Source organism: Thermoanaerobacter brockii subsp. finnii Ako-1, assembly GCF_000175295.2.
Taxonomy (GTDB): Bacteria; Bacillota; Thermoanaerobacteria; order Thermoanaerobacterales; family Thermoanaerobacteraceae; genus Thermoanaerobacter; species Thermoanaerobacter pseudethanolicus.
Genome location: NC_014964.1, coordinates 1,171,703 through 1,195,673 on the forward strand (window position 1 = coordinate 1,171,703; position 23,971 = coordinate 1,195,673).

General features: G+C 36.3%; 26 protein-coding genes. 25 read left to right on the forward strand and 1 reads right to left on the reverse strand.

Features of this window, described 5'->3' with window-relative positions; genetic code table 11:
• The first annotated feature begins 2 nt into the window (after positions 1 to 2).
• The 18 genes from THEBR_RS05740 to safA all read left to right on the forward strand — a co-directional run bounded on the left by THEBR_RS05740 (position 3) and on the right by safA (position 17,438).
• Positions 3 to 734: a segregation and condensation protein A gene (locus THEBR_RS05740; protein WP_012268718.1), complete on the forward strand. Its 732-nt coding sequence runs from the start codon at positions 3 to 5 to the stop codon at positions 732 to 734.
• A complete protein-coding gene (scpB, locus tag THEBR_RS05745) occupies positions 724 to 1,230 on the forward strand; it encodes an SMC-Scp complex subunit ScpB (RefSeq protein WP_009052348.1) in 507 nt (168 codons plus the stop codon). The genes THEBR_RS05740 and scpB overlap by 11 nt, the downstream gene beginning before the upstream one ends.
• A 21-nt stretch (positions 1,231 to 1,251) precedes the next feature.
• A complete protein-coding gene (locus tag THEBR_RS05750; RefSeq protein ID WP_003867992.1) occupies positions 1,252 to 2,127 on the forward strand; it encodes a DUF1002 domain-containing protein in 876 nt (291 codons plus the stop codon).
• 277 nt (positions 2,128 to 2,404) lie between these two features.
• Positions 2,405 to 3,013, forward strand: a complete 609-nt coding sequence (locus THEBR_RS05755) for a DUF2953 domain-containing protein (RefSeq protein ID WP_012269329.1) — start codon at positions 2,405 to 2,407, stop codon at positions 3,011 to 3,013.
• A 6-nt stretch (positions 3,014 to 3,019) separates the two neighbouring features.
• The gene (gene ytfJ, locus THEBR_RS05760; RefSeq protein ID WP_012269330.1) at positions 3,020 to 3,466 is read left to right on the forward strand and encodes a GerW family sporulation protein; all 447 of its coding nucleotides are present in this window, start codon (positions 3,020 to 3,022) and stop codon (positions 3,464 to 3,466) included.
• A 501-nt stretch (positions 3,467 to 3,967) separates the two neighbouring features.
• Positions 3,968 to 5,176 (forward strand): dicarboxylate/amino acid:cation symporter, encoded by a 1,209-nt coding sequence (locus THEBR_RS05765; RefSeq protein ID WP_012269331.1) that lies wholly within the window; start codon positions 3,968 to 3,970, stop codon positions 5,174 to 5,176.
• A 357-nt stretch (positions 5,177 to 5,533) separates the two neighbouring features.
• Positions 5,534 to 6,844 (forward strand): NfeD family protein, encoded by a 1,311-nt coding sequence (locus tag THEBR_RS05770; protein ID WP_012269332.1) that lies wholly within the window; start codon positions 5,534 to 5,536, stop codon positions 6,842 to 6,844.
• A 15-nt stretch (positions 6,845 to 6,859) separates the two neighbouring features.
• Positions 6,860 to 7,849 carry a flotillin-like protein FloA gene (floA, locus tag THEBR_RS05775; protein WP_009052352.1) on the forward strand — a complete coding sequence of 330 codons (990 nt, stop codon included), beginning with the start codon at positions 6,860 to 6,862 and terminating at the stop codon, positions 7,847 to 7,849.
• A 15-nt stretch (positions 7,850 to 7,864) separates the two neighbouring features.
• The gene (locus THEBR_RS05780) at positions 7,865 to 8,344 is read left to right on the forward strand and encodes a hypothetical protein (RefSeq protein WP_009052353.1); all 480 of its coding nucleotides are present in this window, start codon (positions 7,865 to 7,867) and stop codon (positions 8,342 to 8,344) included.
• Between the two features lie 747 nt (positions 8,345 to 9,091).
• Positions 9,092 to 10,231 carry a D-alanyl-D-alanine carboxypeptidase family protein gene (locus tag THEBR_RS05785; protein ID WP_041589950.1) on the forward strand — a complete coding sequence of 380 codons (1,140 nt, stop codon included), beginning with the start codon at positions 9,092 to 9,094 and terminating at the stop codon, positions 10,229 to 10,231.
• A gap of 85 nt (positions 10,232 to 10,316) precedes the next feature.
• Entirely contained in the window at positions 10,317 to 11,288 is a 972-nt protein-coding gene (locus THEBR_RS05790; protein ID WP_012269334.1) for a sulfide/dihydroorotate dehydrogenase-like FAD/NAD-binding protein, read from the forward strand.
• Complete coding sequence (locus tag THEBR_RS05795) at positions 11,281 to 12,564, forward strand: FAD-dependent oxidoreductase (RefSeq protein ID WP_012269335.1); 1,284 nt, start codon at positions 11,281 to 11,283, stop codon at positions 12,562 to 12,564. Before THEBR_RS05790 ends, THEBR_RS05795 begins: the two co-directional genes overlap by 8 nt.
• A 22-nt stretch (positions 12,565 to 12,586) precedes the next feature.
• Positions 12,587 to 13,297: a pseudouridine synthase gene (locus THEBR_RS05800; protein ID WP_009052357.1), complete on the forward strand. Its 711-nt coding sequence runs from the start codon at positions 12,587 to 12,589 to the stop codon at positions 13,295 to 13,297.
• Positions 13,298 to 13,300: 3 nt separating this feature from the next.
• Positions 13,301 to 13,678 (forward strand): GNAT family N-acetyltransferase, encoded by a 378-nt coding sequence (locus THEBR_RS05805; RefSeq protein WP_009052358.1) that lies wholly within the window; start codon positions 13,301 to 13,303, stop codon positions 13,676 to 13,678.
• A 45-nt stretch (positions 13,679 to 13,723) separates the two neighbouring features.
• The gene (speE, locus tag THEBR_RS05810; protein WP_003867984.1) at positions 13,724 to 14,557 is read left to right on the forward strand and encodes a polyamine aminopropyltransferase; all 834 of its coding nucleotides are present in this window, start codon (positions 13,724 to 13,726) and stop codon (positions 14,555 to 14,557) included.
• 1 nt (position 14,558) lies between these two features.
• Complete coding sequence (gene speB / locus THEBR_RS05815; RefSeq protein ID WP_003867983.1) at positions 14,559 to 15,425, forward strand: agmatinase; 867 nt, start codon at positions 14,559 to 14,561, stop codon at positions 15,423 to 15,425.
• Between the two features lie 79 nt (positions 15,426 to 15,504).
• Positions 15,505 to 16,902 (forward strand): oxaloacetate decarboxylase subunit alpha, encoded by a 1,398-nt coding sequence (locus tag THEBR_RS05820; protein ID WP_003867982.1) that lies wholly within the window; start codon positions 15,505 to 15,507, stop codon positions 16,900 to 16,902.
• A gap of 107 nt (positions 16,903 to 17,009) precedes the next feature.
• Complete coding sequence (gene safA, locus THEBR_RS05825) at positions 17,010 to 17,438, forward strand: SafA/ExsA family spore coat assembly protein (protein ID WP_012269336.1); 429 nt, start codon at positions 17,010 to 17,012, stop codon at positions 17,436 to 17,438.
• 18 nt (positions 17,439 to 17,456) lie between these two features.
• Here the strand turns inward: safA and THEBR_RS05830 are convergent, their stop codons facing one another.
• Positions 17,457 to 18,095, reverse strand: coding sequence for a hypothetical protein (locus THEBR_RS05830; RefSeq protein ID WP_003867980.1), 639 nt, complete (start codon positions 18,093 to 18,095; stop codon positions 17,457 to 17,459).
• Positions 18,096 to 18,173: 78 nt separating this feature from the next.
• Between THEBR_RS05830 and surE the strand changes: the two genes are divergently transcribed.
• The 7 genes from surE to THEBR_RS05865 all read left to right on the forward strand — a co-directional run bounded on the left by surE (position 18,174) and on the right by THEBR_RS05865 (position 23,965).
• Positions 18,174 to 18,932, forward strand: coding sequence for a 5'/3'-nucleotidase SurE (surE, locus tag THEBR_RS05835; RefSeq protein WP_003867979.1), 759 nt, complete (start codon positions 18,174 to 18,176; stop codon positions 18,930 to 18,932).
• Between the two features lie 135 nt (positions 18,933 to 19,067).
• On the forward strand, positions 19,068 to 19,265 hold the full coding sequence (locus THEBR_RS05840; RefSeq protein WP_003867978.1) for a 4Fe-4S dicluster domain-containing protein: 198 nt from the start codon (positions 19,068 to 19,070) through the stop codon (positions 19,263 to 19,265).
• Positions 19,262 to 20,401: a 2-oxoacid:acceptor oxidoreductase subunit alpha gene (locus THEBR_RS05845; protein ID WP_003867977.1), complete on the forward strand. Its 1,140-nt coding sequence runs from the start codon at positions 19,262 to 19,264 to the stop codon at positions 20,399 to 20,401. Before THEBR_RS05840 ends, THEBR_RS05845 begins: the two co-directional genes overlap by 4 nt.
• Positions 20,391 to 21,215 carry a 2-oxoacid:ferredoxin oxidoreductase subunit beta gene (locus THEBR_RS05850; protein WP_009052363.1) on the forward strand — a complete coding sequence of 275 codons (825 nt, stop codon included), beginning with the start codon at positions 20,391 to 20,393 and terminating at the stop codon, positions 21,213 to 21,215. The genes THEBR_RS05845 and THEBR_RS05850 overlap by 11 nt, the downstream gene beginning before the upstream one ends.
• Positions 21,212 to 21,775 (forward strand): 2-oxoacid:acceptor oxidoreductase family protein, encoded by a 564-nt coding sequence (locus THEBR_RS05855; protein ID WP_003867974.1) that lies wholly within the window; start codon positions 21,212 to 21,214, stop codon positions 21,773 to 21,775. Before THEBR_RS05850 ends, THEBR_RS05855 begins: the two co-directional genes overlap by 4 nt.
• Entirely contained in the window at positions 21,754 to 22,617 is an 864-nt protein-coding gene (locus THEBR_RS05860) for a MurR/RpiR family transcriptional regulator (RefSeq protein ID WP_009052364.1), read from the forward strand. The genes THEBR_RS05855 and THEBR_RS05860 overlap by 22 nt, the downstream gene beginning before the upstream one ends.
• 97 nt (positions 22,618 to 22,714) lie before the next feature.
• Positions 22,715 to 23,965 carry a Glu/Leu/Phe/Val family dehydrogenase gene (locus THEBR_RS05865; protein ID WP_012269337.1) on the forward strand — a complete coding sequence of 417 codons (1,251 nt, stop codon included), beginning with the start codon at positions 22,715 to 22,717 and terminating at the stop codon, positions 23,963 to 23,965.
• Positions 23,966 to 23,971 lie beyond the last annotated feature (6 nt).

Below are 23,971 nucleotides of genomic sequence, written 5' to 3' on the forward strand. Positions count from 1 at the left end.
AGATGTACAACGTAAAATTAGAAGTGTTTGAAGGACCTTTTGATTTACTTTTTCACCTTATAGAAAAAAATGAAATTGATTTGATGGATATCCCGATTTCAGTTATTTTAGATCAATATATGGAATATATTAAAACTTTGCAGGAAATGGATTTAAATGTGGCATCAGAATTTATTGTAATGGCAGCTACTTTATTAGAAATTAAATCTAAAATGTTACTTCCCAAACAGAAGTTTGAGGGACAACAATTGGAAATGGAAGAAGTAGACCCAAGAGAAGAATTGGTAACTAAATTGATTGAGTACAAGAAATATAAAATTATTGCCCAGACTTTTAAAGAAATGTGCAAAATTGGTTCTCGTTTTTTTAGAGAAGAGCCTGAAGTAAAATACATAGATAAAAAAATTGCTTTTAACTACTCTAGTGAAGATATATATAAGGCGTATCTTAAAGTTATTTCAAAAAATAATGCCAAAGAAGATGAAATAGAAATAAAAAAAGATGAATATACTGTAGAGAGTAAGATTAAAGAGTTATTAGTGAAATTGGTAAAAAAAACTGTCCTTTGGTTTAGTGAATTTATTAAGAAAAGTCGGGCAAAAGGAGAAATTATTGTATCTTTTATTGCTGTTTTAGAGTTAGTGAGATTAAATAAAATTATAGCAGAACAAAAGACTACTTATGGGGATATACTTATTAAATCCTTTGGGAGAGGAGAAAAAAATGAGCAATGAAGGAAAAATAGAAGCTATATTGTTCGCAGCAGGGGGACCAGTAAAATTAAGAACCCTATGCGAAGTGGTAGGACTTTCTCAAGAGGAAATAGTAGATGTTGTAAATAAATTAAAAGAATATTACGACCGAGAAAATCGCGGTTTAGATATTATATTTTTTGAAGATAAAGTTCAAATGTGTACAAATGATAATTATGGAGAAATAGTTAGACAAGCTTTGGGATTAGAAATAAAACAAGGACTTTCTCAAGCAGCATTAGAGGTTTTGGCTATAATAGCTTATAATCAACCTATTACGAGGGCAGAAATTGAAAGAATAAGGGGGGTAAAAAGCGATAAAGCTATAAATACTTTGCTGGAGTATAATTTGATCAAGGAAAGTGGAAGGGCTTTATCTGCTGGTAGGCCAATACTGTACACTACTACAGAAGACTTTTTAAAGTATTTTGGAATTAAATCTTTAAAAGAATTGCCGCAAATCGAAATCACACCTTAAAAAAGGAGGAGGTTTTAATGTATGAAAAGAAGCATAGTGTCTTTACTTTTAATTTTAATAGGGCTTACTTTTACATTTCTTTCAACCACTTTTGCCTTTGCAAATGAAAAAGAGATAGTAAGTTTAGGTGCAGACCTTACTCCTAAACAACAGGAAGAAATGATGGAATATTTTGGGGTCAATCCAAACACGACTAAAGTTATCAAGGTTACAAATGAGGAAGAAAGAAAATATTTAAAGGGATTGGTACCTGATAAACAGATAGGTAGCAGAGCCATTTCTTCAGTGTATGTGAAACTTCTCCCACAGGGAGAAGGAATTATGGTTGATACTCACAACATAAGCTGGGTCTCTAAAGAGATGTATGCCAATGCAATGGTGACAGCAGGCATTAAAGATGCAAAGGTGGTAGTAGCTGCTCCCTTTGATGTATCAGGCACGGCAGCTCTTACAGGGATAATGAAGGCATTTGAAGAAGCAACAGGGGAAAAATTAAGTGACGAGGCAAAAAAGACAGCTAATGAAGAATTGGTTATAACAGGTACTTTAGGGGAAAAGATAGGAAAAGATAAAGCAGCTGAACTTATTCAAAAGGTTAAAGAAGAAGTAATTGCAAAAAAACTTGCAGATGAAAATGAGATTGCAAATGTTATAAGGGATATTGCTAAACAGCTTAACATTAAACTAACTGATGAGCAGATATCTCAGATTGTACAACTTATGAAAAAGATAAATCAACTCAATCTAAATGTTGAAATGATAAAAAAGCAATTAGAGAAAATAGGGGTAGATGTTGATAAAATAAAGAAGACAGTAGAAGAGAACAAAGGTATATTAAAAGCAATTTTAGACGCTATAAAAAGCTTTTTCGATTGGTTGGCATCCCTTTTTAAATAAAATGAAATGTTAAAAAAAGCAGGTGCTCTTTTATAAAGAGTTACCTGCTATATTTATATTATTATAAGTACAATTTTACATAGAAGTTTTTTACAATTGTACTTGCTATTTTTTTAAAAAGAGGTTATCATATATCAAGATACTATATTTTCTTTATATGGATAAAAATACAATATAGGCAGTTTTTAATAACTATCAATTTTTTTACCAAAACTATAATAAAGACCCAAATCTTGCTTAGAAAAGGCTTATAAACAGCGTGATATGAGGTGAAATGATGAAATATTTGTCTGTTGTTTTTATAATCCTTATTTTTTTGATTTTACTGTATTTTTTACCTCTTAAAATTAAAATAAAAGCGAATAAAGAGGAGAAAAATATTTCCCTGGAAATAGTAACTAATATATTTTTTGTAAATTTTTTGACCTTTAAATTACAGAAAGAGCCCGAAAAAGAGGAATTGTATTTTAAAATTTTTGGCATCCAGATACTTAAAAGTGCAGGAACAAAAAAATTAGAGAGAACTAAAAAAGAGAGAAAATTTTCGACTTTAGATATAGGATATAAAGATTTTTTTAAGATTATAGAATTTTTAAAAGATGTGCTAAAAGATACTATTGTTTATAAATTTTATTTAAATTTAAAAATTGGCTTAGAAGATGCAGCTTGGACTGCTATCTTGAACGGCTCTTTATGGGGAATAATATATACAGCTCTTATGCCGATATATAATAATGCTACTTTTACTAATGCACCGGAGGTTTATATCACACCTTACTATGGTCAGAATAAGTTAGAAGGAAATTTAATTTGCATATTTAAAATAACCTGTGGTAATATTATTATTAATGGAATAAAGTTTTTGGGTAGTTTAAATGGGAGGTGAAAATAAATGAGTGACCACCCAATCGATGCTTTGATGAAAACGACCATGGAAAGCTTAAAAGACATGATAGATGTCAATACAATAGTAGGAGATGCTGTAGAAACTCCTGATGGAACGATAATAATCCCTATTTCCCGTGTGACCTTTGGCTTTGCCGCTGGAGGCGGTGAAATTAACTTGCCAAAGAATGATAAAAAAGGTACAGAACAAGATTCATCTCAAAGCATGCCATTTGCAGGTGGCAGTGGTGCAGGGGTTTCTGTACAACCTGTTGCCTTTATGGTGGTTGGACAAGGGCAAATCAGACTCTTGCCAGTTACTCAAAGTGCTATGTTAGAGAGAATAATAGACTTGACGCCTAAATTGATAGAAGAAATACAAAACTTGTTCAATAAAAGTAAGTCGACAAAAAAGACACAAAATCCAATAATAAATAACAATGTTGATATTTAAAAAGTGGGAAACCCCACTTTTTTGTGTATAAAGCATTCCTTTTGTATTTTTAAAAAACATGCCTTGCTTTGAGTTATCATTAAATTCCACATAGATAAGATAAAATCTGAGGTAATCAATAAGTTCAAAAGGATTTCTTGTGTTATATTTCTGTACGAGAAATTTAACCGTCTCACGTATTTTTTGTTGTGTACAGCATATTTTTAAACAAAATCTTCTGCAAGACAAATAAAAACATGGAAGAGATACCATAAGAGCCTTCCCACTCAGTAAAGGTTCATGCCCTAATAAGAAAAACAAGCATAACAGGAAAGCGTTGATTTAAGATATTTCAGGGGTTGTCGTTAAAAAATATCCTACGTATCTTGACACCATCGTTTAATAATTTATCATTGACAATGTATAGTAGTGCCTGGTATAATGTGTAAAAAGGGTTTGGGAGGAGGTAGAATTTTAACTAACTTTATTGTGACGATACAAAAATGAAATGGGGGTTAACTGGTGAAAGTGAAGTTTGGCATCGCAACCAAAATCTTTATCGCTCTAATTGTCGGTGTCTTTGTCGGCCTTTTACTTACACCGGCTCCCGATGTGGCCAGTACTTACATTAAACCCTTTGGAGAGCTGTTCCTCAACCTCATCAGAATGATGGTAGTGCCGCTGGTCCTTTCCTCGCTGATAGTGGGAACGGCCAGCCTCGGCGATGTTAAGAAATTGGGTAGAATAGGAGCCAAGACTATTGCATATTACCTCCTCACCACCGCCCTTGCCATAACCATTGGCATCATTCTGGCCAATATCATTAAGCCCGGCACGGGTATAACGCTGCCTGTGGAGGAAGTGGAGATCAAAGGAGAGCCTCCTTTGATAACTCCTGCGGATCTCGTCCCGTCAAACCCGGTAAAGGCAATGGCCGAAGGCAATATGCTCCAGATCATAGTGTTTGCCATCTTCTTGGGAATAGCCATTACCTTAGTCGGTGAAAAGGGCAAACCGGTCCTAGACTTCTTCAACAGCCTAGCTGAGATCAGTTATAAAATAGTCTGGATAATCATGGAGTACTACGCACCCATAGGCGTTTTTGCACTTATTGTACCCGTAGTTGCCGATCACGGTCCATCGCTACTCCTTCCTCTGGGGAAGCTAATAATAACGGGCTACCTGGGTTTTGCCATCCAACTCTTTATGGTATACTCCGCTCTGGTCTGGATATTTACCAGGATGAACCCTGTCAAATTCTTTAAAAGCGCCGCACCGGCGATGCTGACGGCCTACACCACCAGCAGCAGTTCGGGGACCCTGCCGGTCACCATGGAGGTGACGGAAAAGAAGCTGGGCGTTTCAAAGTCCATCTGCAGTTTTGTGTTGCCGCTGGGTGCCACTATTAACATGGACGGTACCGCCCTTCACCTGGGGATCTCCGTTCTGTTCACCGCCCAGCTTTACGGCGTCGAGCTCTCGCTTTCGCAACAGTTGGCAGTACTACTGACCGCCACTATGTTTTCCATAGGGACTGCCGGAGTCCCCGGCGTGAGCATCTTTTTCCTCCCAGCGATACTGCAGACGGTGGGTCTGCCTCTGGGGAGCATAGCACTCATAGCGGGAATAGACCGCATCCTGGACATGGGCAGGACCTTGGTCAACGTGACGGGTGATATGGCCGGTTCGGTGGTGATAGCCGCTACCGAAAAGGAACTTAACCGAACTTAACCGGTTCTGTACGGGCAGGTAGATATGCAGTAAATAATGGTAACAGGGAAATTGAAGAAGCTGAAGATGAAGCAGTAATCAGGAACGTAGATGAATATCCCGAAGCTGAAGATAAAAATGAAGTAGCTGAAAACGGAGAACGAGATGTTTTTTATATCCTTATTGCGGCGGAGATCGAGAGTACGGTCCTACTGTAGAAACTATATCCGAAACCAGGGGGTAAAAACGCTAGATATTATAATAGGCACTCACTCATAGATATATTTAACCGCTCTAAATTGTGATATAATTAAAACAATAAAGGGCTTGAAGAAACGTCAGTTGTTAACCAAAAATTAAGCAATAGAGGGTGGTCCGGTGAGATCCAGGGTAGGAACTTTTGTTATTTTTCTAATTACGGCTTTATTGTTTTTTTCGCTTTTTACAAACGTTTCAGGTTTGCCGAAGGAAAAGGGAGAAGTCCTTTTCGTACCAATAAGGGGCACGGTGGACCCTGGCATGGCCAAATTTGTAAAGAGGGCCGTTGAAGAAGCAAAGGAAACAGAAGCAGCCCTTTTGGTTTTCGAAATAAATACGCCCGGGGGGCTGGTGGATGCCGCCGTTGAGATAAGTCAGACCATTCTGAACTCCCCCGTGCCGACGGCGGCCTATGTCAACAGCCAGGCCACGTCGGCGGGAGTGCTGATTGCCATTTCCTGCGAAAACCTATACATGGCTCCCGGCTCCACAATAGGCGCGGCGGAGACGGTACCCAAAGAAGAGAAAACCATATCCTACTGGAGGTCGAAGCTGGAAGGTGCTGCGGAGAGAAGAGGAAGGGACCCAAGGATTGTTGCGGCTATGGCCGATGCCGATGTGGAAATAGAGGGTTTAAAGGAAAGGGGAAAAATTCTTTCCCTTACCGCTAAAAAAGCTCTGGAACTGAAACTGGCCGACGGTATCGCCGCCGACAGGAAGGAACTCCTGACCGTCCTTGGAGTCGGTGACAGGGACGTAAAAGAGGTAAAGCCATTTTTTTCAGAGAGGATTGCCAGCTTCGTGACCAGCCCCTTTGTGGCTCCGATGTTCCTCACTATTGGGTTCATAGGGATTATCACCGAAGTCCTGACCCCGGGTTTCGGGGCACCCGGTCTTATCGGTATAATCTCCCTGGTGCTGTTTTTCGCTGGTCACATGATAGCAGAACTTGCCGGCTGGGAATCGGTCATATTCTTTCTGGCCGGCCTGATCCTGCTCACCGTCGAAGCCCTGATGCCGGGGTTTGGCGTTTTCGGGTTGCTGGGCATAACAGGTATAATCACTGGTATAGTAACGGCTTCGGCCACCGTGAAGCAGGGTCTTATAACAGTCACCATATCCATGGTGGTAAGCATGGTCATCCTCGCCTTCCTCATCAGGAGGCTGGCCCGGTCGCCGCTTTTCGACCGGCTGGTGCTCTTTTCGCGGCTGGATAAATCTTCGGGATACTCCGCCACTGAGGAAAGACATGAATTGATAGGGCGTACGGGAGTGACGATTACCCCGCTCAGACCCGCCGGCATAGCTGATTTCGACGGCATTAAACTGGACGTGGTGTCCGACGGAAAATTTATAGAAGCCGGCGAGAGGGTAAGGGTGGTAAGGGTCGAAGGCATCAGGATCGTGGTCGATCAGGATTCATTAAAATAAAAGGAGGGGTTTATTTTGACAGAATTCATATTTTTGCTGGTAGTAATCGGTTTAATTTTCGTTTTCTTATCGGTTATTTTAAGTTTCATACCTCTGGGTCTTTGGATCTCGGCCTTGGCGGCGGGAGTTAAAATCGGTATTTTTACCCTCGTAGGCATGAGATTAAGGCGCGTTCCGCCGGATAAGATAGTGAAACCGCTGATCAAAGCCATCAAAGCAGGGCAGGATGTGGAAATAAACAAGCTTGAGGCCCATTACCTGGCCGGGGGTAATGTGGACAAGGTCATAGATGCCTTGATAGCGGCCCAGAGGGCGAACATCTCCTTGGAGTTCGAGAGGGCGGCGGCCATAGACCTGGCGGGGCGGGATGTGCTGCACGCCGTTCAGATGAGTGTAAACCCTAAGGTCATCGAGACTCCGGTAGTAGCTGCTGTAGCCAAGGATGGCATCGAGGTGAAGGTAAAAGCACGGGTTACCGTGAGGGCTAATATCGACCGGTTGGTGGGCGGTGCCGGTGAGGAGACCATAATAGCCCGTGTGGGCGAGGGTATTGTTACTACCGTGGGCTCATCCAATAGCCATAAAGAAGTGCTGGAAAACCCGGACTCTATTTCAAGGACTGTGCTGAATAAGGGTCTTGATGCCGGAACCGCCTTTGAGATTTTATCAATAGACATTGCTGACGTGGATGTGGGAAGGAATATCGGTGCGCGGCTTCAGATCGATCAGGCCGAAGCCGATAAGCGGATTGCCCAGGCCAAAGCCGAGGAGCGAAGGGCTATGGCCGTGGCGAGAGAACAGGAAATGAAAGCTATGGTTCAGGAAATGAGGGCGAAGGTGGTCGAGGCGGAGGCCGAAGTTCCCAAGGCTATGGCCGAAGCTCTGCGCACCGGAAAGATCGGAGTTATGGACTATTACAACATGAGAAACGTTATAGCCGATACCATGATGAGGGAATCCTTCTCAAAACTGGGGCAGGAGAGGCAGCAGGAGGAAAAAGAATAAAGGCGGTGAGTCTTCGTGGATTTTGATAACCTTTTATCCTTGATCGTTTTTGTATTTTTAGTAGCCAATTGGGTGCGCAAGCTGCTGGGCAGGAAGCAAAAGCCCGGCAGACCCCGGAAGATTCCAGTAGGAACACCTCAATTGGGGGAAGAAATTAAATCCTTTAATGATGCCTTTCCGAAAAAGCCAGAATATGCTTCTGAACCCATTGCAGGAGTAAGTGCAGCGGACGAACCCTATAACGGCCTTGAATCGAATATTAAAACAGAGTCTGGATCTAGTTTTGAAGATTACGAATTCGAATCCGAACTAATTGGTGAGGGCGAAATGGAAAACTATATGCCCCATAGACAGGCGGAAGTAGGGCAGGAACCGATAGTGCTTACCAAAAAAGAAAAGCAGCTCTTCGCCCGTGAAGAGGAAATTATAAAGGGTTTCTTATTCCATGAGCTATTCGGCAGCCCCCTTTCCAAAAGGGTTCATTCCGGCCGTTGAAGGAGACAAGGAAAGCCTCCATACTTTACAGAGGCTGGACGTGTTCAGAAAGGTAAGGGATGAAATTAAAATCAGGTTAAAGGGTAACAACACCATGCAAAAAGAAAAAATTAAAAAAATTGTGTAAAGTACAAGTTCGTAAAAAAGAGGCTTTTATAGCCTCTTTTCTGTGTGCGCCCAGCATGGGTGATAGCTAGACTGAGGGGATAAGATCGAGACAGTAACTTGTTAATTTTCGGCGAAGGTAGGCTTATCTTGGGAAAATAATTTTTGCCGCGATATCATAGATGACAAATATATTAGCTTTCTACATAATAATACAGCTTAGAAGTTACAGCATGAGTGACATAGCTTATAATATATGAATTTTAAAGGAAATTTTGGAGGAACAAAGTATCACTGTATCATTGTTGACTATAAAAAAATCTAAACCAAAAGCTTGAAGGGACAACAGTAAAAGAATACATTGAGCAAAAGAAAAAGCAGCTATGCAGAGATATAAAATATAACAAGTACAGCTCCTTTTTTCCCAAAGAGGTATAAGATAATTAGTTTATGGGTAAAATAAAAACACCTCATATTCCTATTTATAACACTAGAGTTTAGTAGTATGAGGTGTTTTAAACGAAGGCAAATTTTTTTTTGGTGCCCAAATATACTAAACTAAAAATTGACAAAGTCAATATTGATGTGGAAAAGAAGCATCATAAGTGAGGTGTAAAAAACTATAACTATAACATGTATAAAATGAAAAAATTTGTGCTTTATCTTTTTATTTTGCTGTATTTTATGTCTTCTGTAAAAGTGTATGCTGAGAGCTATCCTTCTATCTCTGCTAAAGCAGCAATTGTAATGGACCAAGAGACAGGGAGAGTGTTATATGAAAAAAATCCTCATGAAAAGCTGCCAATGGCAAGCACCACAAAAATAATGACTTTATTGGTGGCTTTAGAAAAAGGTAATTTAAATGATATTGTAACTGTCAGCAAGAGGGCTGCAAGTGTTGGAGGTTCGTCTATTTGGCTTTCGCCAGGAGAAAAAATTGATATGGAAAGCTTGCTTTATGGACTTATGCTAAACTCAGGGAACGATGCTGCCACAGCTATTGCAGAACATATAGGTGGTAGTGTAGAAAATTTTATCGAAATTATGAACCAAAAAGCAAGGGAAATAGGGGCATATAATACACATTTTGTGACACCTTCTGGTTTAGATATTGGTATTGATGACCATTATACTACCGCTTATGATTTAGCCTTAATAACGAGGTATGCTTTTAGATATCCTAAATTTGCAGAGATTGTATCAACAAAAGAAAAGACAATTCCTTGGGAAGGGAGAGAATGGGATAGATATTTGAGGAATAAAAATAAGCTCTTATGGATATACGAAGGAGCAGATGGAGTAAAAACTGGATTTACTAATAAAGCAGGTAGGTGTCTTGTATCTTCTGCTTCAAGAGAGGGAAGGAGATTTATTGCAGTTGTTTTAAATAGTCCTCCTATGTGGGAAGATTCCATGAAAATATTAGATTATGCTTTTTCAAAGTACAAACCCTATAAAGTTTTAGAAAAAGGGGAATTAATTAAGAAGATAAAAGTAGAAGGTGGAAAAGAAAATAGTGTATCGGTTGTAAGTGAGAGAGAATGTATCATTCCGGCATTAGAAGATGAGAAGCAGGATGTGAATTTAGAATTTCATTTTCCCAAAAGTGTGAAAGCTCCTGTTGAAAAAGGTGAAAAAATAGGTTATGTGACAGTAAAAATAGGAGAAGAAAAAATTTGTGATGTTAATTGTGTAGCCTTAAAGAAGGTGGAACAAGAAGATTTTGGTTACAATTTTCAAAAGATAATAAAAAATTGGTTAAAGGTGCTAAATCCCTCTTGAGTATAACTCAAGAGGGTTATTTGTTTTGTAATAGTTTTTAAGTTTAAAGAATATTTTATTAGTGTGAAATTGGAGGTGAGATAAATTGGCAAATAGATTAGAATGCATTGACGCAGGTACCGATTATTGCCCTTGCTATTTGGCTGAATTAAATGAGTGCATAGTATGTTCACAACTTCAAGGGAAAAATTTTTGCGATTGTAATTGGCGAGGAGTTTGTATTTTTCAGGAATTTGTTTGGGCAGGATACAAGGCTAAAGCTACCCGCAGCACGATTTTTTCTAAAGTATTAAAAAGGGAAGAAATTAACGAAGAAGTTATAATTTTGACTCTTAAAGTACCAAATAAGATGGCACGAGATTTGAATGAACCAGGTTCTTTTGTTTTTTTAAGAGGAATTTCAAGCCCACCTTTTTTTGATACTCCAATGTCAGTAATGTATGCAGACGAGCTTGAAGGAATAATCAAGATAGCTATACAAGTAAGCGGTCCAAAGACAAAATTGATTCAAAAAGCTGAGGAAGGAGAAGAGGTCTATTTAAGAGGGCCTTATTGGAATGGACTTTTAGGTTATAGGTATATTAAAGGAACTCACAATTCTAAGGCTTTAGTTGTTTTGAGAGGAATTGCACAAGCTCCGGGGGTAATTGTTATTTCAAAACTAATAAACAACAAAAACAAAGTTATTGCTATTGTAGACAAGGGAAAAGTAGGAGTGAATTTTATAAATGACTATTTGAAAGAGTTTAATATAACGATAATTGAAGCAGACCTTTTAAGTGAGGAAGGACAAAGAATTTTAAAGGAGTTAATTAAAGATAAAGAGATAACGGTTGTATATAGTGGAGGTTCTGATGAACAGCATGTGAATATTTTAAATTATTTGGACTTATATAATCAAGAAGCCTATTTAGCGGTTTCAAACAATAATACCATATGCTGTGGTGAAGGAATATGTGGTTGTTGTGAAGTTCAGATAGGAGACCAAAAAGTAAGAACCTGTAAGGTTCAAGTGGATATTAGAAAAGCTTTGGAAAGGAAGATGTTACATGGTTAAGGTTGTTGTAATAGGTGGAGGTTGGGCTGGTTGTGCAGCTGCTTTAACAGCTCGAAAAGCAGGAGCAGAAGTAGTGCTTTTAGAAAAGACTGATATGCTTTTGGGATGTGGACTTGTGGGAGGCATAATGAGAAATAACGGGAGGTATACTGCTGCAGAAGAACTTATATATTTAGGAGGAAATGAACTTATTGAAATAACAGACAAGGCAGCAAGACATATAAATGTAAAATTCCCTGGTCATGCTCATGCAAGTCTGTATGATGTGACAATGGTGGAACCAATGATTAGAGAGACGTTACTTGAAAAAGGTGTTACTATTAAATTGATGGCGAGGGCTACAGATGTGGTAATGGAAAACAGCAAAAGAATAAAAGGAATAGTTTTAGCAGATGATACTATAGAGTATGGAGATGTTTTTATAGAGACTACTGGTTCTACAGGACCTATGGGTAATTGCCTAAGATATGGAAACGGATGTGCTATGTGTATTTTAAGATGTCCTTCTTTTGGCCCTCGAATTAGCATAAGTTATAGGGCAGGTGTAGAAGACCTTTTAGGAATGAGGGCAGATGAAGTTTATGGTGCTTTTAGTGGTTCATGTAAATTAAATAAAGAATCTTTAAGCAAAGAGATAAGAGAAAAGTTAGAAAGAGATGGAGTAGTAGTATTGCCTGTGCCTAAAGAAGATATTAACATGGAAAAATTGAATTTGAAGGTGTGTCAACAATATGCATTGCCAGAATACGCGGAAAATGTTATACTATTAGATACTGGTTATGTAAAGCTCATGACTCCTTTTTATCCATTAGAAAAACTTAGAAAAATTCCGGGCTTAGAAAGAGCACGTTATGATGACCCTTATTCTGGAGGAAAAGCTAATTCTGTAAGATATTTGTCAATGGCACCACGAGATAATACAATGAAAGTTATAGGTTTAGATAATTTATTATGTGCAGGAGAGAAGTCTGGCTTGTTTACTGGGCATACTGAGGCAATGGTGACAGGATGTCTTGCTGGACATAACAGTGTAAGATTAGCTCTTGGCATGCCTCTTTTGGAGTTACCGAGGAATTTAGCTTCTGGTGATTTGATAGCATATGCTAATGAAAGCATAAAGACGAAAGAAGGCTTGAAAAAGAGGTATACTTTTGCAGGGGCAGAATATTTTGAGAGGATGAAACAATTAGGCCTTTATACTACTGATACCAACTTGATAAAAGAAAGGATCATGAGAAATAATTTATTAAAAATTTATGACGAAAAACTTGTATAAACGAAAAAATGGGTGAACACAAATGGAAAGGTTGCAAAAATACTTAGCAGAATGTGGAATAGCCTCACGAAGAAAGTGCGAAGAGTATATTTTACAAGGCCGTGTAAAAGTAAATGGAAAAGTAGTAAAAGAGTTGGGAGTAAAAATCAATCCTGATGTTGACATAATTGAATTTGATGATAAAATTGTGAGAAGAGAAAAGAAAAAAGTTTATATTATGTTAAATAAGCCAACAGGATATATTACTTCCGTAAAAGACCAGTTTGGCAGGCCTACAGTGATGGACTTAGTTAAAGTTAAGGAAAGAATATATCCTGTTGGCCGCTTAGATTATGATACATCAGGGCTTCTGTTACTCACAAATGATGGGGAGATAGCCAATATCTTAATGCATCCTCGACATGAAATTGTGAAGACGTATATTGCAAAAATCAAAGGAATTCCAACACAAGAAGAGTTGGAAAGGTTTAGAAATGGACTTTTGATAGGAGATTATTTGACTTCGAAAGCAGAAATAGAGATTTTAGCAGTTAAAAATGGGACAAGTGTTGTAGAAATAAAAATTCATGAAGGGAAAAATAGACAAGTTAGAAGAATGTGTGAGGCTATTGGACATCCTGTTATTTCTCTTACAAGAACTAAAATTGGTGACTTGTCTTTAGAAGGGTTAAAACCAGGAAAGTGGAGGTATTTGACACAAAAGGAAATAGATTATTTAAAAAGCTTGAGGTGAAGTATGTTTTCAGTTAACTTTGCTAAAGCAGAGGATTTCGAAATTATTAAAAAAATTGCTAATGAGTGTAATTTAAAGGGAACTTTAAATTTTTTTGAAGAGATTTTCATGATTGCAAGAGAAGACAAGCCTTTTGGTTTTATTTCTATGAAAGTAGAAATTAATAATGCTATAATAACTAATTTGGCAATTTTGCCTTCCTACAGGGATAAGGGGGTTGAAAATTTAATGGTAAGAGTAGTACTTAATCATGCCCTAGATATGGGGTTAGAAAATGCTTGTGTCAATATACCTTTTTATAAAGATTTTTTTTGTAAATTAGGTTTTAAAGAAAAAGGCGATTTTCAGATAGTTAAATTAAGAGAGTTTTTTGGAGAGTGAGATATTTTTTTAAATATATTATTAAAAATCTTGGAGGTGTTTTCAATGGAATTATGGTTTACAGAAAATCAGGATGAAAATTTGAGATTTTCTTTGAAAGTTAAAGAAACATTGGTGGTAGAAAAAACTCCTTATCAACATTTAGCAATACTCGATACATATCAATTTGGAAGAGTATTAACTTTAGATGGTATACTTCAAACCACTGAAAAAGATGAATTTGTATATCATGAGATGATAGTACATGTACCCCTCTTTACTCATAAAAATCCAAAAAGCGTATTAATTGTTGGAGGCGGAGATGGAGGCTCAGTAAGAGAGGTCTTAAAGCACCCTTCTGTAGAAAGAGTAGTTTTGGCAGAAATTGACGAGGCAGTAGTGAGAAATTCTAAAAAATATCTTCCTACAATAAGCCAGGCATTAGATGACCCAAGAGTAGAAATAATGATTGGAGATGGAATTAAATATGTTAATGAACACAAAAATGAATTTGATGTGGTAATAGTGGATTCTACTGACCCAATTGGGCCAGCTGTAGGTCTTTTTACTTCTGATTTTTATAAAGCCGTATATGAATGCTTGAAAGAAGATGGTATTATTGTGGCTCAGACAGAATCACCTTTTATTTATGGAAAATTGATAAACAAACTCAGCAAAATGTTCAAAGAAATATATCCTATTACAAAAGCATATATAGCAACAATACCGACTTATCCAGGAAGTTTGTGGACTTTTACCATGGGTTCAAAAAAATATGACCCTGAAGAAGTGGACATAAATTCTATTCCAAGAATAGATACTAAATACTATACACCTGAAATTCACAAAGCGGCCTTTGTACTGCCTAAATTTGTGAAGGATATTTTTGATGAGGTGTAATATGATAGAAGGAAAATATTTTGTTGATCCGGGAAAGTTTTTAGGGGCTACTGAAGATTATGAAAAGGCAGAGGTAGTTATACTAGGTTTGCCTATGGATTACACAGTGAGTTTCAAAGCAGGAAGCCGCTTTGGACCTGCTGCCATAAGGCAAGCCTCTTATGGTTTAGAATATTATAGTGTGTATTTAGATAGGAGGTTGGAAGATAAGAAATTTTATGATTTAGGAGATTTAGTACTTCCTTATGGGAATGTGAAAAAGAGTCTAGATTTAATCTCAAAAGCTACAGAAGACATTTTGAAAAGTGGAAAAAAAGGATTGTTCTTGGGTGGAGAACATTTAGTGACTTATGGAATTTTAAAAGAGTACTTAAAAAAATATGGGGATAACCTTGTAATCCTTCATTTTGATGCCCATACTGATTTAAGAGAAGAATTTTTCGGTGAAGCTTATTCTCACGCCACAGTAATGAAAAAAGTATGGGATATTGCTAAAGGTATTAAAATGTATAATTTTGGGATAAGGTCAGGTGAAAAAGAAGAATTTGAGTTTGCAGAAAAAAATACCCACATGTTTTTGTATGAAGTAGTTGAACCTTTGAAAGGTGTAATTGATGATATAAAAGATTATCCAATTTATATTAGCTGGGATATAGATGTTGTAGACCCTGCTTTTGCACCAGGCACTGGTACACCAGAACCAGGGGGAATAACCACAAAAGAGGCATTAGAGGCAATTCATATTTTAAAAGATTTAAATGTAGTTGGGATGGATTTGGTGGAAGTCTCGCCTTCTCACGATATAGCTGGTATAACCTCTATTTTAGCAGCTAAACTTATAAGGGAATCTATCCTTTCCTTCTTCTAAAAATTTTGAGCCTTTTGGCTCTTTTTTTATTTTGTTTCTTTTGAAAAAATAGTATAATATATTATGAGGAGGTATTAATATGAGTAATAAAATTAAAATTACAGAAACTGTATTAAGAGATGCCCATCAGTCACTCTTGGCTACTCGAATGTCGACGGAAGAAATGCTCCCAATTGCAGAAAAATTGGATGCAGTAGGATATTATTCTATTGAAGCGTGGGGAGGAGCTACCTTTGATGCTTGTATGAGATTTCTTGACGAAGACCCTTGGGAAAGATTGAGAAGATTAAAGAAGAGGATAAAAAATACCCCTCTTCAAATGCTTTTGAGAGGACAAAATCTATTAGGATATAGGCATTATCCTGATGATATAGTAGAAAAATTTGTTGAGAGGGCTGTTGCTAACGGAATAGATATAATAAGAATTTTTGATGCTTTAAATGATGTACGAAATCTTGAAGTTGCCGTTAAAGCTACTAAAAAAGCGGGAGCCCACGCTCAAGGTACCCTTGTTTATACTATAAGTCCTGTTCACAACATTGACCATTATATTAAAGTAGCAAAAGAGCTGACAGAATTAGGAGTGGATTCCATATGCATAAAGGATATGTCAGGAATATTAACTCCTTATGTTGCTTATGAGTTAGTAAAAAGCCTTAAAGATGCAGTAAATATTCCTATACAGTTGCACAGCCATTATACGAGTGGAATGGCGGCTATGACTTATCTTAAAGCAATAGAGGCTGGAGTAGATATAATAGACACTGCTATTTCACCTTTGGCATTAGGAACTTCTCAACCTGCTACAGAAACAATGGTAGCTATTTTAAAAGGCACTCAATATGACACTGGTTTGGATATGGAGTTATTATCAGAAATTGCTTCATACTTTAAAGAAGTAAAACAAAATCACAGTAAAGAAATAGATTTATCTATGGTTATGGGCGTAGATACAGATGTATTAATTTATCAAGTTCCAGGAGGAATGCTATCAAATTTAATTTCCCAATTAAAACAACAAAATGCTTTAGATAAGTACCCAGAGGTTTTAAAAGAAATTCCTAAAGTTAGAGAAGAATTAGGATACCCACCTCTTGTTACTCCTATGAGTCAGATGGTAGGGACTCAAGCTGTCTTGAATGTAATAACTGGAGAAAGGTATAAAATGGTACCAAAAGAAGTAAAAGATTATGTGAAAGGACTGTATGGTAGACCACCAGCGCCAATTTCAGAAGAAATAAAGAAAAAAATAATAGGAGATGAAGAGGTAATAGATATTAGACCAGCAGACCTTTTAAAACCGCAATTTGAAGCGATTAAAGAAGAAATTAAAGAGTATTATGAACAAGAAGAAGATGTTTTATCTTATGCTCTTTTCCCACAAGTAGCAAAGAAGTTTTTTGAATACAGAAGAGCAAAAAAATATCAAATAGATGCAACTCTTCTTAATATGGAATATATGACATATCCAGTTTAACAGGGAAAATTATTTCCCTGTTTTTTTGTGTATATTTAAATTCCTCCTGTAACATATATTTTTATCCTTCATAACATGTAGTAGAAAGTTTAAAGGAGGGAAATAGGATGACAATAGATGGATCTTATTATAATCCTAACTATCCTAAGTATCCTTACCATCATCCCTATTATCCACATCATCCTCATCCGGGACATTGTAAGACTTTTTATACAGTGCAGCCAGGAGATACTATGTGGTCTATAGCGAATATGTTTGGAATAAGTCTTGACTGCTTAATAAGAGCTAATCCTCAGATATCGGATCCTAATTTGATATATCCAGGACAACAAATTTGCATACCTTTCTATTGTCCACCAGTATCTCCAGAAACCTGCAAAACAATATACACAGTAAAACCGGGAGATACCATGTGGTCTATAGCTAATATGTTTGGTGTAAGTCTTGATGCATTGATAAGAGCAAATCCACAAATACCAGATCCCAATTTGATATACCCAGGACAACAAATATGTATACCTTCTGCGAATTGTTAAGGCACCTTTTAAGGTGCCTTAACAATTAATGTGAAGATATATAGTATTAGGATAATTGCTTGTATATTTTATAACTTTTACAGTCCCTGGTTGAATATTTTTTCCACATTTTAAGCATAGGTAATTTTTGTTTTCTTGCAAATAAGTGTAGCTTATTTCTACCTCTAATTTTCCGTATTTTTTCCAGCTATTCCACCCAGTTTTGCACAATTTGGCTCTGTTTTCATAATCGGCATATACCCATCTCAGCAATCGATGAAAATGAAAAGGATATTTTGTGTATCTTAAAAACTTTTCTGGCAATCCTAAAGATAAAGCGTAATTTTCAAAAGAATTTTCTATTATATCCTGAAGAGGATTTAATATTTGTGTACTTTCCCAATTATACTCTTCTTGTTCTAACCATTTTCTAAAAGTGTCAAACATGTAACCTCTACAAACTTGTATTTTTTCAGTTTTACTTACTTTAAGTTTTTCTAAAAGTTTTTTCCCAATTTCACAGGCTTTTCTTAAATACAATTTATTTTTAAAGTTTTCTTCATTATAATATTCTATGGGAATTATATCATAGAAAAATTCTCCAGTTTCTACTCTCATAGCCCCAATACACGTTCCACCTACCAAACTTCCACTTCCCGCGTCGTCTATTTGTATCACTGTATCACTCCTTGCCTATATATAAATTTTGTAATAAAATCAAAGTAATTATACGTTATTAATTAGAGGAGGTAGAAAATGAAAATACTTCTTACTAATGACGATGGAGTACAAGGATTAGGGATGTTAAAATTAGCAGAATATCTTAAAGATAAGTATAAGGTAACGGTAGTAGCTCCTGAAAAAGAAAGAAGTGCTATAAGCCATGCTATAACTTTACATAAACCTTTAAGGCTTAAAAAAGTAAAGGAAGAGGATAGTTTGAAAATATATGCAATAAATGGTACACCGTCTGATTGTGTAAAATTAGGGATTGAAGTGGTGTTGAGAGAAAAACCTGATATTGTAATTTCTGGCATTAATGAAGGCTTAAATTTAGGGACAGATATACTTTATTCTGGTACTGTTTCTGCGGCTATAGAAGCCGCAATTTACGGCATTCCTGCTATTGCAGTTTCCCGTGCAGAAACTGCTGATATTGAAGATAGGCGTATATATAAATTTTTGGAGAATTTAATAGAAAAAGTTTTAGAAAAAGGATTACCTAAAAACACATTATTGAATGTAAATATACCCGATTTTAAGAAGGGAATAAAGGGAGTAAAAGCTACAATACTCGGCAAGAGTATCTATATTGAGACTTTTCAAAAAAATTATGACCCAAGAGGGAAAGAGTACTATTGGATGGCAGGGAAAATTTCGGAAATAGAAAAGGATGAAAGGACAGACATTGTTTCTGTAAAAGAAGGTTATATTTCTATTACTCCAATTCATTTTGATTTAACAGAGTACAATATGATAAACATCTTAAACTCCTGGGATATAAAAATAGAGTAAATATTTGTAACATTCTATATGATGCAAGAATTGTATCAAAAATATTCATGACATTTATTATTCATTTTATGGAGGATTTTTTATTTTTATATAGAATATTATATATTGCAAATAAAATTTAATGAGGGTGATAGATTGGTAAAAAATAAAGAGCTCGTAATAATAGAAAAATGGTGCAAAGGCTGCGGTATTTGTGTAGAATTTTGCCCTGTTAAAGTATTGGAACTAAAAAATGGTAAGGTTAGGCTGATAGATGCTGATGAATGCACTAAATGTGGCCTTTGCGAGCTCAGGTGTCCTGATTTTGCCATATATTTAGAGGTGAAAGAATGATGCCTACGGTATTGATGCAAGGAAATGAAGCGGTAGTGGAAGGAGCTATAGCTGCTGGACTAAAATTTTATGCAGGATATCCAATAACTCCCTCTACTGAGATTGCTGAGTTTTGTGCCGAAAAGCTTCCTTTTGTAGGAGGGAAATTTATTCAAATGGAAGATGAAATCGCCAGCATGGCAGCAGTTATAGGAGCCTCCCTTACTGGATTAAAAGCAATGACTGCTACATCGGGTCCTGGGTTTTCTTTAAAGCAGGAAAACATAGGTTTTGCTGCTATGGTAGAAATTCCTTGCGTTATAGTGGATGTTCAGCGAATGGGTCCGAGCACAGGAATGCCTACTTCTCCTGCACAAGGGGATGTAATGCAATCCAGATGGGGAACTCATGGAGACCATCCTATAATTGTTTTATCACCTTCTTCTGTAAAAGAAGCCTATTATATTACTATTCAAGCTTTTAATCTTTCTGAAAAATACAGGACACCTGTAATTCTACTTATGGATGAAGTTATAGGTCATCTAAGAGAAGCAGTTAATTTAGATGAATATAAAGATATAGAAATTTTTGAACGACCTATGCCCCAAGATAAAGATAATTACTTACCTTATGAGGATATAGAAAATGGAGTTGTCCCTTTAGTACCCTTTGGTAAAGGTTTTAGATTTCATGTAACAGGACTTGCTCACAACGAAAAAGGATTGCCTACAAATGACCCTAAAGTAACTGAAAAACTGATAAAAAGATTGATGGAGAAAATTGAAAACAATAAAAAAGACATACTGATGTTTGAAGAAAAAGATACTGAAGAAGGAGATGTACTTCTCATATCCTTTGGTTCTTCTGCCAGAGCTTGTGAAGCGGCAATGGAAGAACTTAAAAAAGAAGGGATAAAAATTGGACTTTTCAGACCTATAACCATATGGCCTTTCCCTGATGAAAAATTGAGGGAAATATATCCTAGATTTAAGAAAGTGTTTGTAGTTGAAATGAATACAGGGCAACTTTACTATGAAGTAGATAGAATAATCAAAGGTAATACCTATGTAGGGAAAATTAACAAATTTAATGGAGAGTTTTTCACTCCTTTTGAGATTGTAGAGAAAATAAAGGAGAGTTTTAAAAATGGCATCTGAATTAGTAGAAAAATACATTAGGAAGGAAACGTTACCAAATATTTGGTGTCCAGGTTGCAGCAATGGAATAGTAACGGCAGCTATTGTAAGAGCAATTGACAACTTAGGACTTGACCAAGACAAGGTATGTATTGTATCTGGAATTGGTTGTTCTTCAAGGGCATCAGGATACTTGGATTTTAATACTTTGCATACTACCCATGGAAGAGCTATTGCTTTTGCAACAGGTATTAAATTTGCTAATCCTGAGCTTACAGTAATAGTTATTACTGGAGATGGAGATAATGCGGCTATTGGAGGTAATCACTTTATTCATGCTTGCAGAAGAAATATAGACTTAACTGTAGTGATGTACAACAACCATATTTATGGAATGACAGGAGGACAATATTCTCCAACGACTCCACGGTTTGACAGAGCTACTACTGCACCTTACGGAAATATTGATAGGTATTTTGATATTTGCAAATTGGCCATTGGAGCAGGTGCGACTTATGTAGCTAGGGGTACTGCTTACCATGTTCAACAATTGACAAAACTAATTGAAAGAGGAATTTCTCATAAAGGTTTTTCCTTCATTGAAGCTTTGAGTATATGCCCTACTTACTATGGAAGAAAAAATAAAAAAGGAACACCTGCAGATATGCTAAAGTGGTTAAAAGACCATGCAGTAGACATAAAACAAGCTAGTAAAATGGACCCTGAAGAGCTTCATGACAAATTTATTATTGGAGAGCTTTTAAATATTGATGAGCCTGAATTTGTAGAAGAATATCAAAAAATGTTAAATAATTTGAAGGTGAATTACAAATGAGTTCAATAGAAATAAGATTAGGTGGTTCAGGAGGGCAAGGTTTAATCCTTGCAGGAATAATTTTGGCGGAAGCTGCAATATTGGATGGTAAAAATAGTGTTCAAAGTCAGTCCTATGGTCCTGAGGCAAGAGGAGGATCCAGCAAAGCAGAAGTAATAATAAGTAATGAATATATAACGTATCCTAAGGTATTAAAACCAGACATACTACTTACTCTTGCGTCTTCTGCCTATTTATGCTATAAAAATGACATGAAAGAAAATGGGATAATTATAATAGACGAATCAATAATTCCTAATGATGAAGATACCCAAAAAGTTGTCCGACTTCCCATAATAAAAACTGCGCAAGAGATAATTGGAAGAGCTTTTGTGGCGAATATAATATCTTTAGGTGTAATAGCAGAGTTAACTAATGTGGTAACAAAAGAATCTTTAGAAAGAGCTGTTTTAAATAGAGTACCTCCAGCCACAGAAGAGATTAACAAAAGAGCATTGAGAGAAGGCTATAATCTTGTAAAAATGAGGGGTAGTGAAATATGGCAAAAACAGATGATTTGATAAAAAGGATACAAGATAATTATACAAAATTAAGCAAAAGCCAAAAGATAATAGCAGAGTACATTATAAATCATTATGATAAGGCAGCTTTTATGACAGCTGCAAAATTGGGAGCCAGCATAAATATAAGTGAATCAACTGTTGTAAGATTTGCTAATACTTTAGGCTATAATGGATATCCAGAACTTCAAAATGCACTGCAAGAGCTTATAAAAAATAAACTTACAACAGTCCAAAGGTTAGAAATGACAGAAGAGACAGATGAAATTGCTATATTGAATAATGTACTAAAAGCCGACATAGAAAACATAAAAGAGACCATAAATGAAATAAATAAGGATGACTTTAGAAGAGTCGTTTCAGATATCATCAATGCTACAAAAATTTATATAATAGGTTCCAGAAGTTCTATTGTCATTGCAGAATATTTGGGATTTTATTTAAATTTAATACGGGAAAATGTGTCAGTCGTTAAAGCGGGCGTATCAGATGTTTTCGAGCAAATTCTCAGAGTTAGTGAAAATGATTTAGTGATAGGAATTGGTTTTCCGAGATACTCAAAAAGAACATTAGATGTGCTGAAATATGCAAAATCTCAGAATGCAAAAATCGTTACAATAACAGATAGCTTGATTTCTCCTCTTACCTCTGTTGCTGATGAGATATTAATTGCGAAAAGCAACATGGCTTCTTTTGTGGATTCATTAGTGGCACCTTTAAGTCTTGTCAATGCTCTTGTGGTAGCTGTGGGCCTTAGAGAAAAGGAAAAGATAGCCGATACTTTTGAAAAATTAGAGAGTATTTGGGATGAATATGGGGTATATTTCTCAAAACCAAATTAATTATAAAATTTTGAAGGGTTATTAAAAATTTTGTAGAATATATAACATAGAAATCGATTCATTTGCTTCAAAATTTTAAAATTAGGAGGATAATAAAATGTCAAAAGAGTCATTAAATCCTTTGATTATTGCGCAAAAGCAGATTAAAAATGCTTGTGATTTGCTGGGGGTAGAAGAATTTGTTTATGAACTTTTAAAGGAACCTATGCGAGTATTAGAAGTTTCTATTCCTGTACAGATGGATGATGGTACAGTAAAAGTCTTTAAAGGTTATAGGTCTCAACACAATGACGCATTAGGACCCACAAAAGGAGGAATAAGATTTCATCCTGACGTTACATTAGATGAGGTAAAAGCCTTATCCATGTGGATGACATTTAAATGTGGGGTAGTAGGACTTCCTTACGGAGGAGCAAAAGGTGGAGTAGTGGTAAATCCAAAAGAATTGTCTAACGATGAGTTACAGAGGTTGAGCAGGGGCTATATAAGAGCAATAACGAGCATAATAGGTCCTAATAAAGATATACCTGCACCAGATGTAAATACTAACATGCAAATTATGGCTTGGATGGTAGATGAGTATAACAAAATTGTAGGCTACAATAGCCCTGCGGTCATTACAGGAAAACCTTTGATATATGGTGGTTCTAAGGGAAGAACTGCTGCAACTGGATATGGAGTTGCATTGATGGCACGGGAGGCTGTAAAACGTTTACAGATGGATTTCAAAAATTGTACATCAGCTGTACAGGGCTTTGGAAATGTTGGAAGTTACACTGCTTTAAACCTTCAAAGATTAGGCGCTAAAATTGTAGCAGTAAGTGATGTGTATGGAGGTATATACAATAAAGATGGAATTGATGTTGAAAAATTACTAGAGCATGTAAATAAGACGGGAACAGTGTGCAATTTTGAGGGAACAACCAGTATAACAAATGAAGAGCTTTTAACAATGGAGGTAGACATTTTAGCTTTAGCAGCTTTAGAAAATCAGATAACTTCTGCAAATGCGCCAGATGTAAAGGCGAAAATAATTTGCGAAGGAGCAAATGGTCCTACAACTCCTGAAGCAGATAAGATTTTAGCAGAAAGAGGTGTGTTTGTAGTTCCGGATATTTTAGCTAATTCAGGAGGAGTAATAGTTTCATATTTTGAATGGGTACAAAATCTCATGAATTATTATTGGACAGAAAAAGAAGTAGAAGAAAGACAGGAGATTATGATGGTAAATGCTTTTAACGCTATATATGAATTAGCACAGCAGTACAAAGTTGATATGAGGACAGCAGCTTACATGATATCGATTAAACGGGTTTATGAAGCTATGAAAATTAGAGGTTGGTTATAAAGGGTT